General features: G+C 41.1%; 12 protein-coding genes. 8 read left to right on the top strand and 4 right to left on the bottom strand.

The window, feature by feature from the left end; translation table 11 throughout:
* Positions 1 to 62: 62 nt before the first annotated feature.
* Positions 63 to 221: a DUF2986 domain-containing protein gene (locus CSC79_RS16935; protein ID WP_099296928.1), complete on the bottom strand. Its 159-nt coding sequence runs from the start codon at positions 219 to 221 to the stop codon at positions 63 to 65.
* A gap of 184 nt (positions 222 to 405) precedes the next feature.
* On the opposite strand from CSC79_RS16935, the gene CSC79_RS16930 reads away from it, so the two are divergent.
* Positions 406 to 1,896: a dipeptidase gene (locus CSC79_RS16930; protein ID WP_099296927.1), complete on the top strand. Its 1,491-nt coding sequence runs from the start codon at positions 406 to 408 to the stop codon at positions 1,894 to 1,896.
* A 97-nt stretch (positions 1,897 to 1,993) separates the two neighbouring features.
* Here CSC79_RS16930 and CSC79_RS16925 read toward each other — a convergent pair whose 3' ends face one another.
* Positions 1,994 to 2,803, bottom strand: coding sequence for a hypothetical protein (locus CSC79_RS16925; protein WP_143483838.1), 810 nt, complete (start codon positions 2,801 to 2,803; stop codon positions 1,994 to 1,996).
* Between the two features lie 288 nt (positions 2,804 to 3,091).
* Between CSC79_RS16925 and CSC79_RS16920 the strand changes: the two genes are divergently transcribed.
* The 5 genes from CSC79_RS16920 (at position 3,092) to CSC79_RS16900 (ending at position 12,806) form a co-directional block, all read left to right on the top strand.
* Positions 3,092 to 3,712 carry an OB-fold-containig protein gene (locus CSC79_RS16920; RefSeq protein WP_099296925.1) on the top strand — a complete coding sequence of 207 codons (621 nt, stop codon included), beginning with the start codon at positions 3,092 to 3,094 and terminating at the stop codon, positions 3,710 to 3,712.
* 59 nt (positions 3,713 to 3,771) lie between these two features.
* Positions 3,772 to 5,874, top strand: coding sequence for an SPFH domain-containing protein (locus tag CSC79_RS16915; RefSeq protein ID WP_099296924.1), 2,103 nt, complete (start codon positions 3,772 to 3,774; stop codon positions 5,872 to 5,874).
* A 71-nt stretch (positions 5,875 to 5,945) separates the two neighbouring features.
* Positions 5,946 to 11,888, top strand: a complete 5,943-nt coding sequence (locus CSC79_RS16910) for a DNA repair ATPase (protein ID WP_237114050.1) — start codon at positions 5,946 to 5,948, stop codon at positions 11,886 to 11,888.
* A gap of 39 nt (positions 11,889 to 11,927) precedes the next feature.
* Positions 11,928 to 12,281 (top strand): biotin/lipoyl-containing protein, encoded by a 354-nt coding sequence (locus CSC79_RS16905; RefSeq protein WP_099296923.1) that lies wholly within the window; start codon positions 11,928 to 11,930, stop codon positions 12,279 to 12,281.
* Positions 12,282 to 12,422: 141 nt separating this feature from the next.
* Positions 12,423 to 12,806, top strand: coding sequence for a hypothetical protein (locus tag CSC79_RS16900; protein ID WP_099296922.1), 384 nt, complete (start codon positions 12,423 to 12,425; stop codon positions 12,804 to 12,806).
* 270 nt (positions 12,807 to 13,076) lie between these two features.
* Here CSC79_RS16900 and CSC79_RS16895 read toward each other — a convergent pair whose 3' ends face one another.
* Positions 13,077 to 14,168 carry a type 1 glutamine amidotransferase domain-containing protein gene (locus CSC79_RS16895; protein WP_201796688.1) on the bottom strand — a complete coding sequence of 364 codons (1,092 nt, stop codon included), beginning with the start codon at positions 14,166 to 14,168 and terminating at the stop codon, positions 13,077 to 13,079.
* Between the two features lie 46 nt (positions 14,169 to 14,214).
* Positions 14,215 to 14,967, bottom strand: coding sequence for a hypothetical protein (locus CSC79_RS16890; protein WP_099296920.1), 753 nt, complete (start codon positions 14,965 to 14,967; stop codon positions 14,215 to 14,217).
* A gap of 179 nt (positions 14,968 to 15,146) precedes the next feature.
* Between CSC79_RS16890 and CSC79_RS16885 the strand changes: the two genes are divergently transcribed.
* Together CSC79_RS16885 and CSC79_RS16880 are read left to right on the top strand one after the other, a co-directional pair.
* Complete coding sequence (locus CSC79_RS16885; protein ID WP_099296919.1) at positions 15,147 to 15,866, top strand: ABC transporter ATP-binding protein; 720 nt, start codon at positions 15,147 to 15,149, stop codon at positions 15,864 to 15,866.
* Positions 15,859 to 18,342, top strand: a complete 2,484-nt coding sequence (locus tag CSC79_RS16880) for an FtsX-like permease family protein (protein WP_099296918.1) — start codon at positions 15,859 to 15,861, stop codon at positions 18,340 to 18,342. Before CSC79_RS16885 ends, CSC79_RS16880 begins: the two co-directional genes overlap by 8 nt.
* Positions 18,343 to 18,398 lie beyond the last annotated feature (56 nt).

Genomic DNA, 18,398 nt, shown 5'->3' with positions numbered 1-18,398 from the left:
CAGGATTTGCGCTATGGCAACTTTATTTTAACTTTTTGTTTACAGCTTGATTTGATTAGCGCTTACGTTGATTCGTTTGGTGCTATTACAGTATCTTCAAGCGCTAACTTTTCACGATCAGCTTTTGACACATAGGCAGGCTTGTTACTTTTATGTAATTTAGCGTTTGCGCGCTTATCTTTCTTTTGAAATTTAGTGACGATTTTCTTTCTACGGTTCATGCCATGCCCTATACACATATGCTTAAAATTGGTCGCGTAGTATACAGCGTATAAGCTATGTTTAGCTATTTAAATATCCAACATTTAATTACAACAAGATACTTTGTACAAAGCTGGCGTAACGTGTCTTTACAGCGTTACAATTAGAGTGTCTTTTTTCCCTTTCGTTTAATAGGAATTTGCTTTGAAAAAGTTAGTTTTAGCGGGCCTCGCAATCGTGGCCGCAAGTAGTCATGCGAATATCGACCAAATTAGTCAAGATGCTGCAAAATACGCGGTAGACACTTACCAGAACACGCAAATTCACACGTTGGCTAATTTAGTTTCTTATCCAACGGTTAATAAAGAAGGGATTTCAACACTTACAAATCCTGATTTCATTGGTTTTAAAGCGTTATTAAAAATGAAAGCAGCAGCACTTGGTTTTGACTATCAAGATTTAGGGCACACAGTGTTGATTGGTATGGGTGAACAGTCGCAAAAAGTGACGATTGTAACTCACGGCGATGTGCAACCAGCGGATGCCAGTAAATGGCAACAAAGTCCGTTTAAAATAGACAGCACCTCAGAGCCAGGTAAATTAATCGCTCGCGGAACTGAAGACGATAAAGGCGCTATAGCGACTGCACTTTATGCGATGAAAGCTATTAAAGATCAAGGTATAACGCTTGAGAACCGCATAGAGTTAATGGTCTATTTAGCCGAAGAATCTGATTGGGGCCCGCTTGAAGAGTTTATGAAAACGTATGAGCAGCCAAAATATGCAGTCACCATTGATGCATCGTACCCCGTTGTTGTAGCAGAAAAAGGCTGGAGTCTAGTTGCGCCAACCTTTACAGGCACATCACCACAAACAGGCGTATATGTAAGTGAGCTAGAAGGTGGCGCATTTGTTAGCCAAATTCCAGAGGATGCCAGCGCTGTGCTACATAACGCAAGCGATGCGGATATTGAAACGCTTAATACTAATATTGCCACACTTAAGGATGTTAAAGTGGCGGTTACTGAGGTTAATCAAGGCATCAAAGTATCAGTAAAAGGCACGTCAGCGCATTCATCTGAGCCAGAGGCGGGATTTAATGCCATTGCTCACTTAGCAGAGGTATTTAAAGGTATCGAGCTTGAGAACAACAGCGACGGTCAAGCCATAGAGTTTATCAACCAGCTTATTGGCCTTGATTTATATGGTAATAACTTTGGCGAAATTGCGTATAGCCATGACTTTATGGGCCCGATGACGGTATCACCAACACTATTAAAACGCGATGGTAATGATATTACGTTATCTGTAAATATGCGCCGTCCTGTTGGTAAAGATGGAGCGAAATTGCAACAGCAAATAGATACAGCTCTGGCAAACTGGCAAGCGAGTAATCAAGTGCAATTAAAGAACATTGATATTGTGATAGGTACACCAATGTTGGTTGATAGCGCGCCGCATGCTCAAGCATTGCTTGATATATTTAAGCATTTCACCGGTGATGAGGACGCAGGTTTTGTATCAATTGGTGGCGGCACGAACGCTAAGTTATTTGAAAATGCGGTATCGTTTGGTCCATCCATGCCTGGCAAAAAATACACAGGGCATTCAGAGCATGAGTTTATTACCGTTGAGCAGCTTAAGTTAAACCTTAAAATGTATACTGCAATGATGATCAAACTGGGTAATATGTAACACGTTAATTTTGCTTGCATAAAGGCGTTTAAAATTAACGGTTTGACGCATGATAGTATCCATGGCGTTGTGATAAAAGCATGGGTACTATCTTATTTCAAAAGTCACAAGGTGGATTTTCAATTATCGTTTGCGAACTGACTTGGCCAAATAAGGCTTGAACAGAGGCATCACCTGGTAGCGTATCGACAAACGTTAATAAGTCGGCAGTTTCGCCTGTTATTGTTTCATATAAAACAAGCGAAGTGAGGAGTTTACCTAACTGTTTCGCATGGTTTCCATCTGAGCTATGAAGGTCTAACCCGGGGGACAGCATTAACGCTTTATTCCATGTTAATCCAATAGGTGCAACACAACTGTATTGTTTCTGTGCAATATTTGTGTGTATACCGTGTACGTAAACGGCATCTTCAGGCCTATTTTTCAGCGGATGTTCTGGAAAAAGAATTGGCGTGGCTCCTATCGCTTTAGCACGTTGAATCCAAGTAACAGTCGCATCTATAGGGTATAAAACTGAATGACTTTGAGAGTATTTTTGCCCTTGTAAAATAACATGTGACCATTGGTTATTTTGTAATGCTTCAACAATGCTTTCGTTGTTGATAATAGTGTCGAGAAACATGCCCCCACGAGTTTCAATATTAATAGTTTTATCGGCTTTGGCATGAGTAAATATATTAGTTAGTAAAACCTCAATGCCTGCGACATGGCTGTTACCTAATATTAAAATGTTATATGTATCTGACTCTTGGTTGTTGGGAATTGCTAAATTATCCGCTGATTTGGCCGGTTGGTCAGGCGAGCTCGCCACTTTGCTTGAGTCTTCTGGTGTTTTTGTTGAGCCACTTCCACCGCATGCACTTAGCGCAAGCGTTAATACATAAATAATTAAATGTTTGTTCATCATTCCCTCGAATTTATTAATTCTAAAAACAAAACCCGTTAAATGTTCATTTGCTTAATTTGTAAAACAATCGACAAGATAAAAAACAACCCGCTAGAGTAAGAGTATAAATTAAATTTAGTGTATTTCGCTTAATAAAAAGTTAATTGTTGAAATTCAACTTAGGCATAACTGCTAAAGCGAACAACAGCAAAATAAATTGTTTTTGTTATAAATTTCTTAACAATCGTGCCTTAAAATGGTAAAAAGTTTCTATAAGGATAATAAATATAAAGCTGGGTAGCAGTTACTATGGATTTTTTGAATTTAGCATTTTCTTTCCCCACAGCTGTTTTTACGACACTACTGTTAGTTGTCATTCTGTTTTGGCTGATAACCCTTGTAGGTTTTGCTGATATAGATATGTTTGAATCAGATCTCGATATTGATGCCGATGCGGCACAAACTTCAAGCGTGTCATCATGGTTTAACCTGGGATTTGGTGGGGTGCCAATTACAGTTTCACTTAGCCTCATTGTGATGACCAGCTGGTTAATCAGTATTTATACACATAAATTATTTGCTCACCTATTAGGTGATGGCATTTTATTTTATCTGTTTGGCATGCTAATGCTGTTAGCGAGCTTACTTGTAGCGCTTCCTCTTGCTGCTATTGCAACTAAACCTTTACAGCGCTTTTTTACCAGCGCAGAGACCTCAAAAAGCACTGACTTACTTGGGTTAGAATGCATTATCGTTACAGGGAAAGTGACCAGCACTTTTGGTCAGGCTCGCGTGCAGTTTCAAGGTACTGAGCAACTCATTCAAGTGCGAAGTAACGACAATGAACCGTTTTCATCAGGTGACACAGCCGTGTTACTTGAACACCTCAAAGAACAACACTGTTACACCATAACCCGTAAACCATGGTAAATGGCTTACGTAATTGTACCTGTAGCATATAAAAATCGACAATCAAGTTAGGACATAACATGGAATTTTTAGATAACCTCATCCCTATACTCACGTTTGTAGGTATAGCAATAGCGATCATTTTTGCTATCTTGCTTATCGTTGGTAAGTTTTACCGCAAGGTTGAGCAAGGCCAAGCTTTAATCATCAACAAAATGAAAAACGAGCCTGATGTCACTACAACGGGCGGTATTGTTTATCCGGTGATCCATAAAATGGAAGTAATGGATATTTCGACTAAGCGCATGGTTCTTGAGCGAAAAGACAAAGGTGGCTTAATTTGTAAAGACAATATCCGTGCCGATATAGCGATTACTTTTTATATACGTGTTAATGAAAACAAAGAAGATATTTTGCGTGTTGCAAAACATGTAGGGTGCGCACGTGCATCAGAGCACGACACGCTACAAGAACTCTTTGAAGCAAAATTCTCAGAAGCGCTTAAAACTGTTGGTAAACGGATGGACTTCGTTGAGCTATTTACTCATCGTAACGAGTTTCGTGACAACATTAAAGAAGTGATAGGCCAAGATTTATCAGGTTATACCCTTGAAGATGTCGCGATTGATTATCTTGAACAAACCTCAATAGATAAATTAGATTCACAAAATATTTTAGATGCAGAAGGTATTCGTCGCATTACAGAAATGACGGCTTTGCAAAATGTATCGACCAACCAATTAAAGTGTGATGAGCGCGCTAAAATTGAGATTCAAAACCAAGAGGCAACCGAGAAAACACTCGAGATTGAACGCCAAAAGCAAGATGCTATGTCACGCCAAGTGCGCGAAATTGAGACTGTAAAAGCCCGTGAATTTGCAGAAGCTGAAAAAGTCCGCCAAGAGGAGCGTCTTAAATCTGAGCAAGCACGCTTACAAGCTGATGAAGCAATTGGTATTGCCGAACAAAACAAACAACGTGAGCTTGATATAGCAGAGCAGAACCGTTTGCGCGTGCTCGGTATTGAAGAAGAAAAGGTATCGCGCTCGCGTGAAATTGAAGTGATCGAGCGTGAAAGAGAAACCGAAATTTTACGCATCAATAAAGAAAAAGCCCTTGAGGTAGAGCGTAAAGAAATTGCTGATGTGGTGCGCGACCGTGTAATTGTCGAAAAATCAGTGGCCGAAGAAGAAGAACGTATTAAAGATGTACAAGTACTGGCTGGCGCAGAGCGTGAAAAAGAAGCGGTAATTATTCGTGCCAAAGCCGAGGCTGAAGAAGCGTTGGTAAAAGACATTGAAGCGGCAAAAGCACAAGAGCAAGCGGCAGAATACAAAGCCCGTGAGCTTGAAACAATGGCAAATGCTGAGCTGAGAATTGCCAACCAACAGGCTGAGTCTAAGAAGATTTTAGCGCAAGCACAGCAAGTTGAAACAGCCGCTAAAGGCCTTGCAGAAGCGGACGTAATTAAAGCGAAGGCAGAAGCAAATGCAATACAAGGCGAAACAGATGCGCGCGTACTGCAACAAAAACTTGAAGCGCAAGCACAAGGTGACCGCGAAATAGGCTTAACTCAAGCCCAAGTACAAACCGCGATGGCTGATGCAAACGAGAAACAAGGCGAAGTTGAAGCAATTAACCTTGAGCGTAAGATGCTCGCAGAGGCTAAAGGCCTTGAAGAGAAGCTGCAAGCACTCAATGCAATGGATCAAGATGCCCGTGATTACGAAAGCTTTACCCTGCAACTAAACCAACAAAAAGAGTTAGTGCTTGCTAAAATTTCAGCAAGTAAAGACATTGCAGAGCATCAGTCTCATATTATGGCAAAAGCACTGGGTGACGCTGATATTAATATCATGGGCGGAGACGGCCAGTTCTTTAACCAGTTTATGAGTGCAATTAGTTTAGGTAAATCAATTGATGGTTTAGTTGATGAAAGCCAAACAGTGCAAACGGTATTTAAAGACCACTTAAACGGCGACCGTAATTTAATAGAAGACCTAAAAGGTGTATTAGCAGGGGCAAATGGCTCAGCTGAAACACTAAAAAACTTTAACATGAGTAAATTACTTAAGCAGTTAAGTAATACAACGGCAGCTGAAAAAAGCCAATTACTGAGCATGTTAGGCGGCAATTTAGGTAGCGGCTTAGATGATAAAATTAAACTAGATCCCAAAGACTAGTTTTGCCAATGCTAAGAGCCGCAACAGCAAATGTTGCGGCTTGCTTTTATTAAATATCAGGAAAGGTTTTCATGACGGACGTAACTCAACAAGCGCTAGAGCAGGGCTCTTACGATTTAATTAAGCGCCGCTTATCTAATTTTGGCACCGATTTAAAAACCCAAATAGACACAGTAAATAAGCAACGTATTGAAGAGTTTGGCAGCACAGAGTTACAAGTCAAAGGGCGCGTACGCGTTCGTACTGAACAAAACTGCACCCCCCGCGATATTGTTATTGTGGGTGATAAAGTCATTTTTGCTTATAACGTACAGTTAGGCTTAAAAAAAGAAACCGCTATTAGTGATGTATTTAGTGTTCAAAAGCTGGTTGAACAAGATGATCATTACGAAATAGAACCTTACCCTGATACCACCCGATTTTTAACCGACAGCCGGTTTATTCGTGATTTTGAAGAGCTGTATACCTATTACAAACAAACCAGCCTACAGCACCTATACCAGCAAAATGGTAAGCTGTTTGCGTTATTCCAAATTGGTGACAAGTTAACGGATGTACGCGTGTTTCGCTGGGAAATTCACCCAGATAACACCATTAATTACATTGATAACCGCGGTGAGCGAGATATTCAACACGCTCATGACTACGATTTTGAATGGCTCAAAACAGATCGCAACGATCACATTGAAGGGCGTTTTGCCCACATAAACATTGCCGACCAATTGTTTGTTGAAACCACCGGTGGCACACTCACCATTAAAATCGAAAACAGCACAGACACAGGCGAAGGTATTTACCAAGAAGCGGTGGATGATAAAAATCAATCCCTTGCTGACAGTGATGTTGATTATGCGCTGGTGGGTGATTTAATACTCCTTAAAATACTGCCATACCGCGAAAAAACATGGCGTTATTTTATTTATAACACCCGCACACAACAGGTTATGCGCCAAGACGCCATTGGCAGTGCATGTGTAACCTTACCAGAAGACCACGGGATTATTTTTCCCGGTGGTTATTATTTACAATCAGGCCAAGCCCGCTCATTTGAAGAGCAAATAGATGATTTAGAGTTTCACCGTCATGTTAAATCACCTAACGGTGAAGATGTTTTGTACGTGTTTTACGAGCCAAGTGAAGGGCGTTATGCGCTGTTTGCCTACAACATTATTGATAAAAACCTGCAAAACCCAATCTACTGCCACGGCTACGCTATTTACAACGATGGTTTAACACTGACCTTTAAAGCAGACAAAGACGAAGCGGAGCGCGTTCACCCAATACAAATTTGGCAAAGCCCGTTTGTCTCCAGTGAATTTGCTGCCAATGCTCCAGTACTTACCAGCTTTTTTGGCAAAATAGGCAACCCTGATTTAGTGCGCGGTATTTCTGATTTATACAGTGTGTGTAAAGCTATTAGCGAGCAAAGCCCAAGCCTCAATCACTATGAAGATATGATAGCGTTAAGCCGTAATATTTTTGACCGCTACCATTGGCTTAACGAGAGCGAATTTGCAGAGATTGCAACAAGCCTGCACAGTATATTTGAAACCGCCGAACAAGTGCTTGACGAGTTTGAAAAAGTCACTGAAATTCAAAATAAAGCTAAACAATCGCTGGTTGATATTAATAAGCAGTACACGGAGGTCACCCGTGAAGTACGCCCAGATAGCTTTAAAACCGCGCCTGAATTTGTGCAAGCAATTGACGCACTCAAAATATTAAAAGGGCAAATAATCAGCCTTGAAGATATTAAGTACATTGATCTCAATGCCCTTAACGAGCTACAACAACACGTTGATGAAAAGCTTAGCGAAGTAAGCCAAGCTACAGCGGCATTTTTACAGCAAGACAGTGCCTTGCAACCTTACCATGATAAGTTAGGCGAACTTGAAGCACTGAGCACAAAAAGCGAAAGTGTCAGCGAGCTAAAAACCTATATTGCAGCCCTGGATGAGCAAAGTGTAGAACTTGATTTACTTAACCACACTATGCTTGATTTGGACATTGATGACAGTCGCGTTCGTACGCAAATATTAGAAGATATCAGCGCCGTTTATGCACTGGTTAATCGTGCAAAAGCCAGTATTGAAATACGCCAAAAAAGCTTAGGCAGTGTTGAGGCAAAAGCGGAATTTGCAGCGCGTTTTAAACTGTTTTCGCAAAGCATTACCAATGCGCTGAATAATGCAAAAACCCCTGAAGCCTGTGATGACCAGCTTTCACGCCTGCTTATCCAGCTGGAGGAGCTTGAGTCTCAATTTAGTGAGTTTGATGAATACCTCAGCGAAATTATTGCCAAACGTGATGACGTCTACGAAAGCTTTGAAGCACACAAACAAAGCCTGATTGATGCCCGCCAACGTCGCGCACTTAATTTAGCCAATGCCGCTGAGCGTATTTTACAAGGTGTAAATCGCCGCGCTCAAAGCTTTACTGATCTTGATAAACTCAATACTTACTTTGCCGCTGATCCGATGATCAGCAAGTTACGCGCATTAACTGACGAGCTTAAAGAATTAGGCGATGAAATACGCGCTGATGATATTCAATCTAAGCTTAAAGCGAGCAAAGATCAGGGCATTCGTTCACTGCGTGATAAACAAGATATTTATACCGATGGCGGTAACACGGTCAGCATTGGTAAGCATGCATTTAGTGTAAACAAACAACTGCTTGATTTAACGCTGTTGCCGCGCGATGAACAATTAATGCTGCACCTAACAGGCACTGATTATTTTGAAGCCATTGAAGATGAGCAAAGCCTTGCCACACTTGAGCAAAGTAAACATTTATGGCAACAAGCTCTGGTATCTGAAAATGACACAGTTTACCGCGGTGAATACCTTGCAGCGCAATTATTTCTAGCGTGTGAAAATAGCGAGCACTCGCTTACATTTAGCCAGCTACACGATGCGCAAGCGGATGGCAGCTTGTTAAATGTAGTACAAAAGTTTGCTGAACCGCGTTATCAAGAAGGCTATGAAAAAGGCATACACGATCACGATGCATGCGCTATTTTAAGCACCTTACTGACGCAAAAAAGTACCCTAGACTTACTTATTTACCCCGCCAGTTGCCGTATCATTGCGCAATTATTTAGTGCGCAATTAAGTACAGAGCAGTTAAGTAATTTTTATCATCAGGCAAATAACGCCATATTGATGGATAAACACTTTGCAGCAACACAATTTATTACCAATTTAACCGAACAAATAAGCACGCAAGTTAGTCATTTCTTACCGCAAGTTGCGTTACTTTGCCAACGCTTCACTGATTTTTCATGTGATTTAACAGCCGGATATTTGATACAACAACTAGCGCAACAAAAATCACCAGATAAGCTTAGCTTTGTGGTGTCGCAACAGGCTAAAAAGCTTGCCGAACAATTCACAAATGAGGCAAAGGTAAAAGGCTTTAGTAGTGAATTAGAGAGCGCGCGTAAAAATGTGAACAGCACCGATGAGCGTGCTTTGTTGTATTTAAGCTGGTTAAACGCGTATTGCTTACATTACCCACAGATAAGCGCTGTTGAGCAAGCGGAAGCCGCTAATTATTTGCACTTAAGTGCCAGCACAGGGTTAGCTTACCAAGTGCTAGATGTAACCCCTGCAACGCAAGTTGAAAACCTCATGGGGCAACATAAGCGGGTAAGAGAGCAGGCTCTTAACCTTGATTACGCTGAATTTTATGCTCGTACACGGGACTACATCACCGAGCAAGTACCTGCATTTGAGCAATATCATAGCTTGCGTACCGACATACTTGCAGAGCAAAAAGAGCGCCTACAACTCGATGAGTTTAAAGCCCGGCCTTTAAGTTCATTTGTGCGTAACCAGCTTATTAACAAAGTGTACTTCCCAATTATTGGCGATAACTTAGCTAAACAAATTGGCTCTGCGGGTAAAAATAAACGCAGTGATTTAATGGGCATGTTATTGCTTATATCACCACCCGGTTACGGTAAAACAACGCTTGTTGAATACGTGGCAAATCGACTAGGGCTGACCTTTGTAAAAGTAAACTGCCCATCAATAGGGCACGACCAAGTCTCACTTGACCCGGCGCAAGCGATTAATGCAACCGCTGAAAAAGAGATTGCTAAAATTAACCAAAGCTTCGAAATGGGCAATAACGTGATGCTCTATTTGGATGATATACAGCACACTAACCCTGAGTTTTTACAAAAGTTTATTTCATTGTGTGATGGCTCGCGCCGTATTGATGGTGTGTGGAACGGTAAAAGTAAAACCTACGATTTACGGGGTAAAAAGTTTGCCGTGGTTATGGCGGGTAACCCGTACACGGAATCTGGCGAGAGCTTTAAAATACCTGACATGCTAGCCAACCGTGCTGATATTTATAACTTAGGTGATACCTTAGCCGGCTGCGAACAAGAGTTTGCCATGAGCTTTATTGAAAACGCGCTGACCTCAAACTCAGTACTTGCGCCGCTTGCTAATCGTAATATGGAAGATTTATACAAACTTGTGCGTATTTGCGAGGGCGAAGACATCTCATTAAATGAGCTTGAACATGGTTACTCTCAAGCCGAGGCAAACGAAATTAAAGCGGTATTAACCCGCTTAATGACCATTCGTAACACAGTGCTAAAAGTAAATGCTCAGTACATCGCTTCAGCCGCACAAGATAATAACTACCGCACTGAGCCGCCTTTTAAACTGCAAGGTAGCTACCGTAATATGAACAAAATGGCAGAGAAGGTCGTTGCTGCCATGAACGATGAAGAGCTTGAAAATCTAATACGCGATCACTATCGCGGCGAGGCGCAAACTCTCAGTAAAGGCTCAGAAGAAAACTTACTTAAACTAGGAGAGTTGCGCGGTACACTCAGTGATGAGCAGCAGCAGCGCTTTTCACAGATCAAAGATGATTTTGTAAGGCTCAATAAGCTCGATGGCGCGGGCAGCCCGGTAATGATGGCTGTTGAACAAATGAGTTATTTGCATGAATCATTGCAAAATATTGCCGGTAAGTTGAGCAAAACTAACCTCAGCCACGATTACAGCGAATTATTGCAAACACTTGGGCTCAATGTGCAAGGGACAGACAGCAACCATGCAATACAAGCACTTGCGCAAGCTGTTGAAAGCGGCTTTGGGCAAACACCGTACAAAGACGTGCTCAAACAGCTAGCAGACAACACGGCTGAAAATAATACCCAAGCACAACTAAACGCGTTAGTTAAAGCAACAACTGAAAATAATACTAATCACACGTTAAATACATTAGCCTCACAGCTAGGTGAAAGTATTGGTTCAATTAACAATAAGAGTGAAATTACCGCGTTAACGAAAAGCATTGCTGCAAATAACACGAATCAAACATTAGCTATGCTGGGGCAACAGTTAGCAGAGTATTTAGCCCCTTTAGATAACAAAGAGCAGCTTCAAACCTTGATAGAGACCATAGCGAGTAACAATACGGCTTCGCATATTGATGCATTAAGTGAGCAGCTGAGGGACTCTATTAAAAATAATAATATGCAACACGGTGTGCAACAGCTTATTGCTGCGTTAAATAGCCAAACCGAGCAATTAAATACAAAAGCCGAGCTCGCAGAGCTTACCCAAGCGATAATCAATACTAACCCTAACAGCGCTATTTTAGCATTACAGCAGGCATTACTTGCTGGTAGTGAGGTACAAATAAACGCCTTGAGTGAGCAATTGCTTAGCGCATTGACTACACTGGATCACAGTGAAAAATTAGCCGATATATTAACAGCGCTAAAAAGCACCAACAGCAACGAGCAAACTCAACACTTAATAAGCCAGTTGCTCAGTGAGTTAAAGGTTGCGAATAATCGTGATGTGCTTGAGCTTATTGCACAGCAAAGCGTAGATAATACGCAACAAAACGCTTTGCAACACAGCGAACATAAACAGGCCTTAGAGACACTCATTAGTGCAATAAAAAATCAGCCAAGGCAAGTGGTTACGCAGGTAAGCGAAAAAGATCAGCAAGATGGTTCTATGCCAACGTTGTTATAAAAAACATAAGTTGTTTTTAAACATAAAGGAGAAAAAGAGATGGAAATCAACGCACCAGAATTATACGACTCAATGGGCGAGGCAAAGATAGCCGCTATTTATGTGAATGACGGTCAAGAAGTCATCGCTAATCAAGCACTGTTTGATGTAGAACTTGAAAAAGCCGTGCTAGAGGTGGTGACACCACAAGCAGGCGTTATTCATACTTTTAAAGCAAAAGTAGGTGACATTGTAAGCTCAGAACAAGTCATTATGCACCTACGCGAAAAACGCCACGGCGAACACACCGCAGATAAAAAATTACCGCTGGAAGAGGAAGTTGCTTTATTAAGAGAAGAAAACGAGCGACTCAAAAAACTGCTAGCACAACAGCAATTAACAGCTGCTTGTTAGTCGTTTAGAATAATTGTTCAAGCCACTATTTTACCCAATGGTACAGTTTTGGTTGAGTGTATTTATTGTTTTTGTGTTTTCCTCCCAAGTAAAAATGGGGAAAGGACTCTTTGATAAAATTGGTATATTTGAAAGGTCACTATGAAATATCTCTTTATTGTGCTTTTAACTTTTAGCTTCTCAAGCCTTGCTTGTATGCCTTCGGTGAATATTGATATCGCAGAGGTATTCGTGGAAGTGCCTAATCCAGTTTTTGAAGAAGGAACGGTTATTAACGCGAAGACAGGAAAGGTGAATGCCAAGATATCTTTTAATGAAAAAGGGAAAGTTGTTAAAATTAAAAATTTGGGTTTGACGCCTTCTTCTTTGCCTTTAGCGCCAATTGAAGAGGCTTTATACTCATCAAAACGACATTTTTCTTCACAGAAAGCTACATCACATAATATTGCAATTGATTTTCCAATTGAATTTAAAGAGAAAATAAAATTCCGTTTTAATTTAAGCCCGCCAATTATTGAAAAATAGAGTATTTCAAATATAAAAAATGCATCAAAACTGGCCCTATAAGGAAAAACTAGGGTTCGGCCAAGCAATCAGCAGGCTGTAAAAGGGCGCTAATAAAAACAGTGACCATGGCAGGTGGTGTATCTCAAGCGTGTAAAGATAACTTTTGATATAAGGTGACTGCGGCAAAAAATTTATAAAGCTTTTTGAGCATTCACCGGGCCTTGTAAATAGTACCCTGCAAGCATTTTTGTGTTGCCAGGGCACGTGATACTTTAGCATTATTTTAATTCATATTTTAGCGAATGAAAGCAAGCGTATCATGTCAATTGATTTACCTAGTTCCCACCTTAATGCATAAACAAACATATGAATGGCGATAATCGTCCTATCTAGCACATATTCGTCGATTGAACGCAAAAAGGTGATGCTGTTTTTGGCTTGTTCGATGCCGTGTTCTTCGTAGTCTATCAATACATTTATGGTATTTTCTTCAGGGGTGATTGGGCGCTTGACTGGCGTGTAACCAAGCTGCTTAATCATCGACTCTGCAACAGACCAGACCGACCATGGGTTTTGCCCTGTAATTAAATTACCGTCGTGTGCGATGTTGTTAAGGTACAGATGCCCCTCATCAAAGGTTGCCCCTTGTTCAACTAATTTGTTTTGTAATAAAAAGGGGAATACCTCTTTAGCATCTGGAATGAGTAGTAATTCTTCTTCGTTGGTAAATGCTGCGACGGTTTTGTTATTGATCATCGGCGTGCCGTCTGACAAAGTAACATTCACCAGTGCTGCAGGCCCATGGCACACTGCCCCAATGACTTTATTGGCCTCGTAGTATTCACGCAGCATGGCTTGGATTGCTGTATTGTTAGGAAAATCAAACATTGCGCCTTTTCCACCAACAAAATAAACAGCACTGTATTGGAGCGTATCTACCTCTTCTAGTGCGATGCTATTGTTAACTTTGCTTTGTGCAAAGGGGTCATTTAAAAACGCGTAGTCGTATTGTCCCATGTCATCATCATCGAGTACTGCGGGCGGTTTTTTCCCTTGAGGGCTGGCAATATCAACATCAAAGCCATTCGCTTGAAATACATAGTATGCACGCGCCAGCTCTGTTAACTCATACCCTGTGTTTTTGTCACTGCAGCCCATTTTGTCAGTACTTGTTACCACAGCCAGTATTTTTCCTCGTGACTTTTTAACGTTTTGCTTTAGGTAGACTAAATCGTCCGGCGTTGTATTAGTCACGTTGAGCTTATTAGGGCTAGCAGGTACGACTGCTCTGATCCAAAGAATAAAGCCAACTAGCAACGCAAATAAACTAATAATTGTGATTAGGGTAATTTTTGTCTTTCGATAGTGAGTAAACATCATTTTTCCTCTTGAGATTTGGGTGCAGTGTGGCGGTGAGTATGTGAAATCAGTGTGAAATGTCAGTAGCATGTTGTGTTGGCAACAACTGATAGTCGGTGTAGTGATCAGTCGAGGTTTCGTTTATTTGCGTAAAGTATGCAAAAGTGCCTTTCATGTTCATTTTATTTTGCTTAAGTAAAATACTCCCTGCGTTATTTATAAAGTTAAACGAAAGGGCAAGGTCGGTGATATTGGCGGAGAGCATGGGTGAAAAGTCAGCCGTATTTACAATAGATAGCGTTTCGATAAAGTGCAATGATTTGTTATAAACCAAGGTGCCGCGGAGTTTTCCGATGGCGTCATCGCCTAGCTTTTTGATGTGTACATTATAATCAACCACCATGGTGCTTTCGTCCTCAGAGATGAGCGTAAGGCTTTCAAGATCAACAAATTTACGCAGTGGCATGCTAATACGCTCTTTTTTATCGGGTGCGTTGTTTTGTTTACTTTTTTTGTCTGTAAAACGCTTGATTTGCGCTGATGTGGGGGATTGGCCATTGGTTTTTATAAGCTGCCAAGGCATTGCTGCATGTGGGTTATAGTATTCGACAGAGCGTGTAATATCACCCTCTTCATTTTCAAAGCGAGAAACCGTGAATGACCAGCGTTGGCTGTCTGTTTGTTCAAATTTAGTAATGGCGGCGTCGATGCTATTTTTAAGTTTATTGTACTGGGTGGCTTCATTGTCTGAGGCAATCGCCTGAGTGAACATGATTAAGTAAATGAAAGGTAAAAATAGAAGTAGGTAGCATCTTTTCATGGGTCATCTCTTTTAGGTAATAAAAATGAGACCTTAAATCAGTTAATGTGAAAAATGAGTGAAATGAAACGCCTTCATATTGCAGCGTGTTGCATAAAAAAGGGAAGGGGTGTATTTCACATTTGTTTCACACACAGTGGCATACCGTTGTACTCTAATTAAACGTTAAGGTGCATGTTATGTCCTGCAAAATAGAACTTGAAGGTGTTTCTCAGTCATTTAAAACCACTACGTCGACAATTACGTTATTTGAAAAGCTCGATATAACTGTTGAACAAGGCCAGTCTTATGCCATAACAGGCCCTTCTGGGTCCGGTAAAACGAGTTTGCTTATGTTGCTTTCGGGGCTGGAAAAGCCAACAAAAGGGCAAGGGCGGTTTATAAAAGCAGAGACTGTTTTACCTTTGGACAGCTTGCGATCACATGTCGGGTTTATTTTTCAACAGTTTCACTTGTTGCCAGAACTATCAGCTCTTAACAATATTGCGCTGCCATTAAAATTACGCGGTGATAAACAGGCAGTAGCCAAAGCCGAGCATTGGTTAGCGAAGGTCGGTTTATCAAAGCGTGCTGATCATCGCCCTTCACAATTAAGCGGTGGTGAACAGCAACGTGTTGCCATTGCCAGAGCTCTTGTTTTCTCACCTAAATTTATATTTGCTGATGAACCAACCGGTAATTTAGATCAAGGCAATGCCAGTGATATTTCAGATATGTTATTTGAGTGCAGCCAAGCGCATAACGCCGGTTTAATTATTGTGACTCACAGCAATGAACTTGCAAATAAAGCACAAAATATTTACTCATTTACTGAGGGAAGGCTCACGCTTGATTGCAAAAATATAAACTCGGGACCTGCCCGCCATTTAACTCAACATACAGGCCAACAGCATGCTTAAACTTCACTTACAGTTGGCTTGGCACTTTTTTGTCAAAGAGTACTCACAGCCTCATCAAAAGCTGTTGAGATGGGTGCAAGTGATTCTTATGGTGTTTATCACCACGTTGACATTATCAAGTAACACCATTCAACACTACCTCAACCAAAACTTAGCTAGCTTACTGGGGGCTGATGCCGTTTTAGCGCAAAAAAATAAATTAACGAATGAACAGGCCCTGCATTTAAAACGCTCTAGCGATGCCGTTGTTGAGACCATGCAAGTTAATGCGACGCTGACATTTAATGACCAATGGCAAAGCGCCAAGCTAAAAGCGATTGCGAATGACTACCCGTTGCAAGGTGAATTATTAACGTCAGCTTCTTTGCAAAGTCCATCAGAAGTAACCCATGGCTCACCTCAATCGGGGCAGATCTGGTTAGATAGCCGATTGTTATCGAGTTTAAATATCGCCATAGGAGATACCCTTTATCTGGCGAAAAGGCCGTTTTTAGTATCACGTGTATTAGTGCATGAGCCAGATCGTTTAATGGAAAGCCACACGGTTGCCATGAGAGCAATGATAAACCTGGATGATATGACCGCATTGAATATTGATGATGGGGCAGTCCTTTATCGATACCTGATAGCGGCGACTAAATCGCAGGTTAATGGGCTTATTGATTGGCAAAAGGAGACCTTGCCCGCGGCAACACTGCACCATAAACAGGGTAAGCACCCGTTAGCGATATTTTGGCAACGAACCGAAAATGTACTCGGTTTAAGCTCAATTATCTTGTTTTTTATGGCGGCTATTGCGATTGCACAAATTGTCCAAGTACACATAAAAAAAGAGCAATATTTTTCAGCGGTCTGTATGAGTTTGGGGGCATCTAAATCAACAGGTTTAGTATTGTCACTGCTCAAGTGGCTGATTAACCTTGTGCTATTAATACCCTTGGTGGTGGTGCTATCAAGTGCGCTGCATTGGGTTATTGTCGAATGGCTATCCTCCACTTTTGTTGGCGTAATCTGGCAATTTGAAGGCGAAGCAACCCTATATGTATTAATGGCGTGTAGCTTAATCTTTATGGCATTTCATTCGCCTATTTGGGCGAGCTTGTATCACGTGTCGGTATCAAAGTTGCTTATTCAAAATCAAACGTCATTCTCATTAGCATTTGTTAATTTAGCAGGGTTAGCAGTGATGATTATGGTCGCGGTAAATTATTCTGACAACGGGCTACTTACGCTGATGCTAGTAAGCAGCATAGGGATAACCATTATCATGATGATGTTTATCAGTTGGTTGTTTTTAACCCTAGGGGAAAAAGTATCTGAACGATTCTCGGGGTTAATTCCTTTTACTCTATTTATGATGAAGCAGCGATTAGTAAGCAAAAGCACCCAAGTTTTAGGCATTGGTTTAAGCACGTTTTTGTTGTTATTTACGCTTATGTTTTTAAGGGACTTGGGCGAGACTATTTCTTCTTATGAGCGAGTGCACAATGGTAACATGCTGGTATCGCAAGCAAATCAAACACAAATGGATGCAATTAAGGATTGGGCAGTGCAGCATGCTATTGAGTTGCGTCAGTCAAAACCGTATTTGTTTGCCAAGGTGACTGAGATTAATAGCCAAGCGCTGGATGAATTTACCGATAGACCCAGTGAAAGCTTAGCTACGTTATCGCATTCCATTCGATTGCATTGGAGCAATGATATTCCACAAAACAATCGATTAGTTGATGGAACATGGTGGTCGCAAACGACTGAAGACTGGCAGCAAGTGTCTATCGAAGAAGAAGTCATGACCGATTTGGGCCTCTCGCTTGGCGACAAAATAACGTTGGTCATCAATCAGCAGCGTTTTACGTTTAGTATTAGTGCAAGCCATGCTTATAAAGCGGGGGCGGGTTCAATTACCTTTTGGGTGCAAATGCCACCAGCGGCAATCGCACACATAAACGCACCGCATTACTACATGGCGAGTTTGGAGTTAAACAGCCAGCAATGGCCTCTGCTTGGGCAGCTTTGGCAAGTACACCCAACAATTAGAATGGTTTCTTTACAAGAGCTTACCCAGCAATTTGATGATACGCTAGCGATGATTACGGCGGTTATTAGTGGCTTTTCAGTGATGATTATTCTACTCTCGATTGTTGTTATATTGTCGTCAATTCATGTGTTTGAGGCGAATGATAAAAAGAAAAACAGTATTATTATGAGTTTTGGGTTACTAAAAAGTACGTGTTTAAAACTTAATATTATTGAGTGGTTAATCACGGCACTTCTGGTTGGGGTCGGGGCTATTTTTGGTAACTATGTGGCAGGGACTTTAATTTATCAATCACAGTTTTCATTGCCTTATATCCCTAACCTAAGTGTGATGATAGCAACACTGTGTATTATTTTAAGCTCGGTAACTCTGCTGGGGGTTTACGCCAGCAGGCATAGTTTAAAAAGCTCGGTGAAAGCATTAATGAGCGATGTTTAATATTGACTAGATTAACTGACGTGTGCAAACAACGCATAAGCGTATGCATATTAATT

The organism is Pseudoalteromonas sp. 3D05, assembly GCF_002723455.1.
Taxonomy (GTDB): Bacteria; Pseudomonadota; Gammaproteobacteria; order Enterobacterales; family Alteromonadaceae; genus Pseudoalteromonas.
The sequence above is the reverse complement of the archived record's forward strand: the minus strand, read 5'-3'. Positions and strand labels throughout refer to the sequence as shown.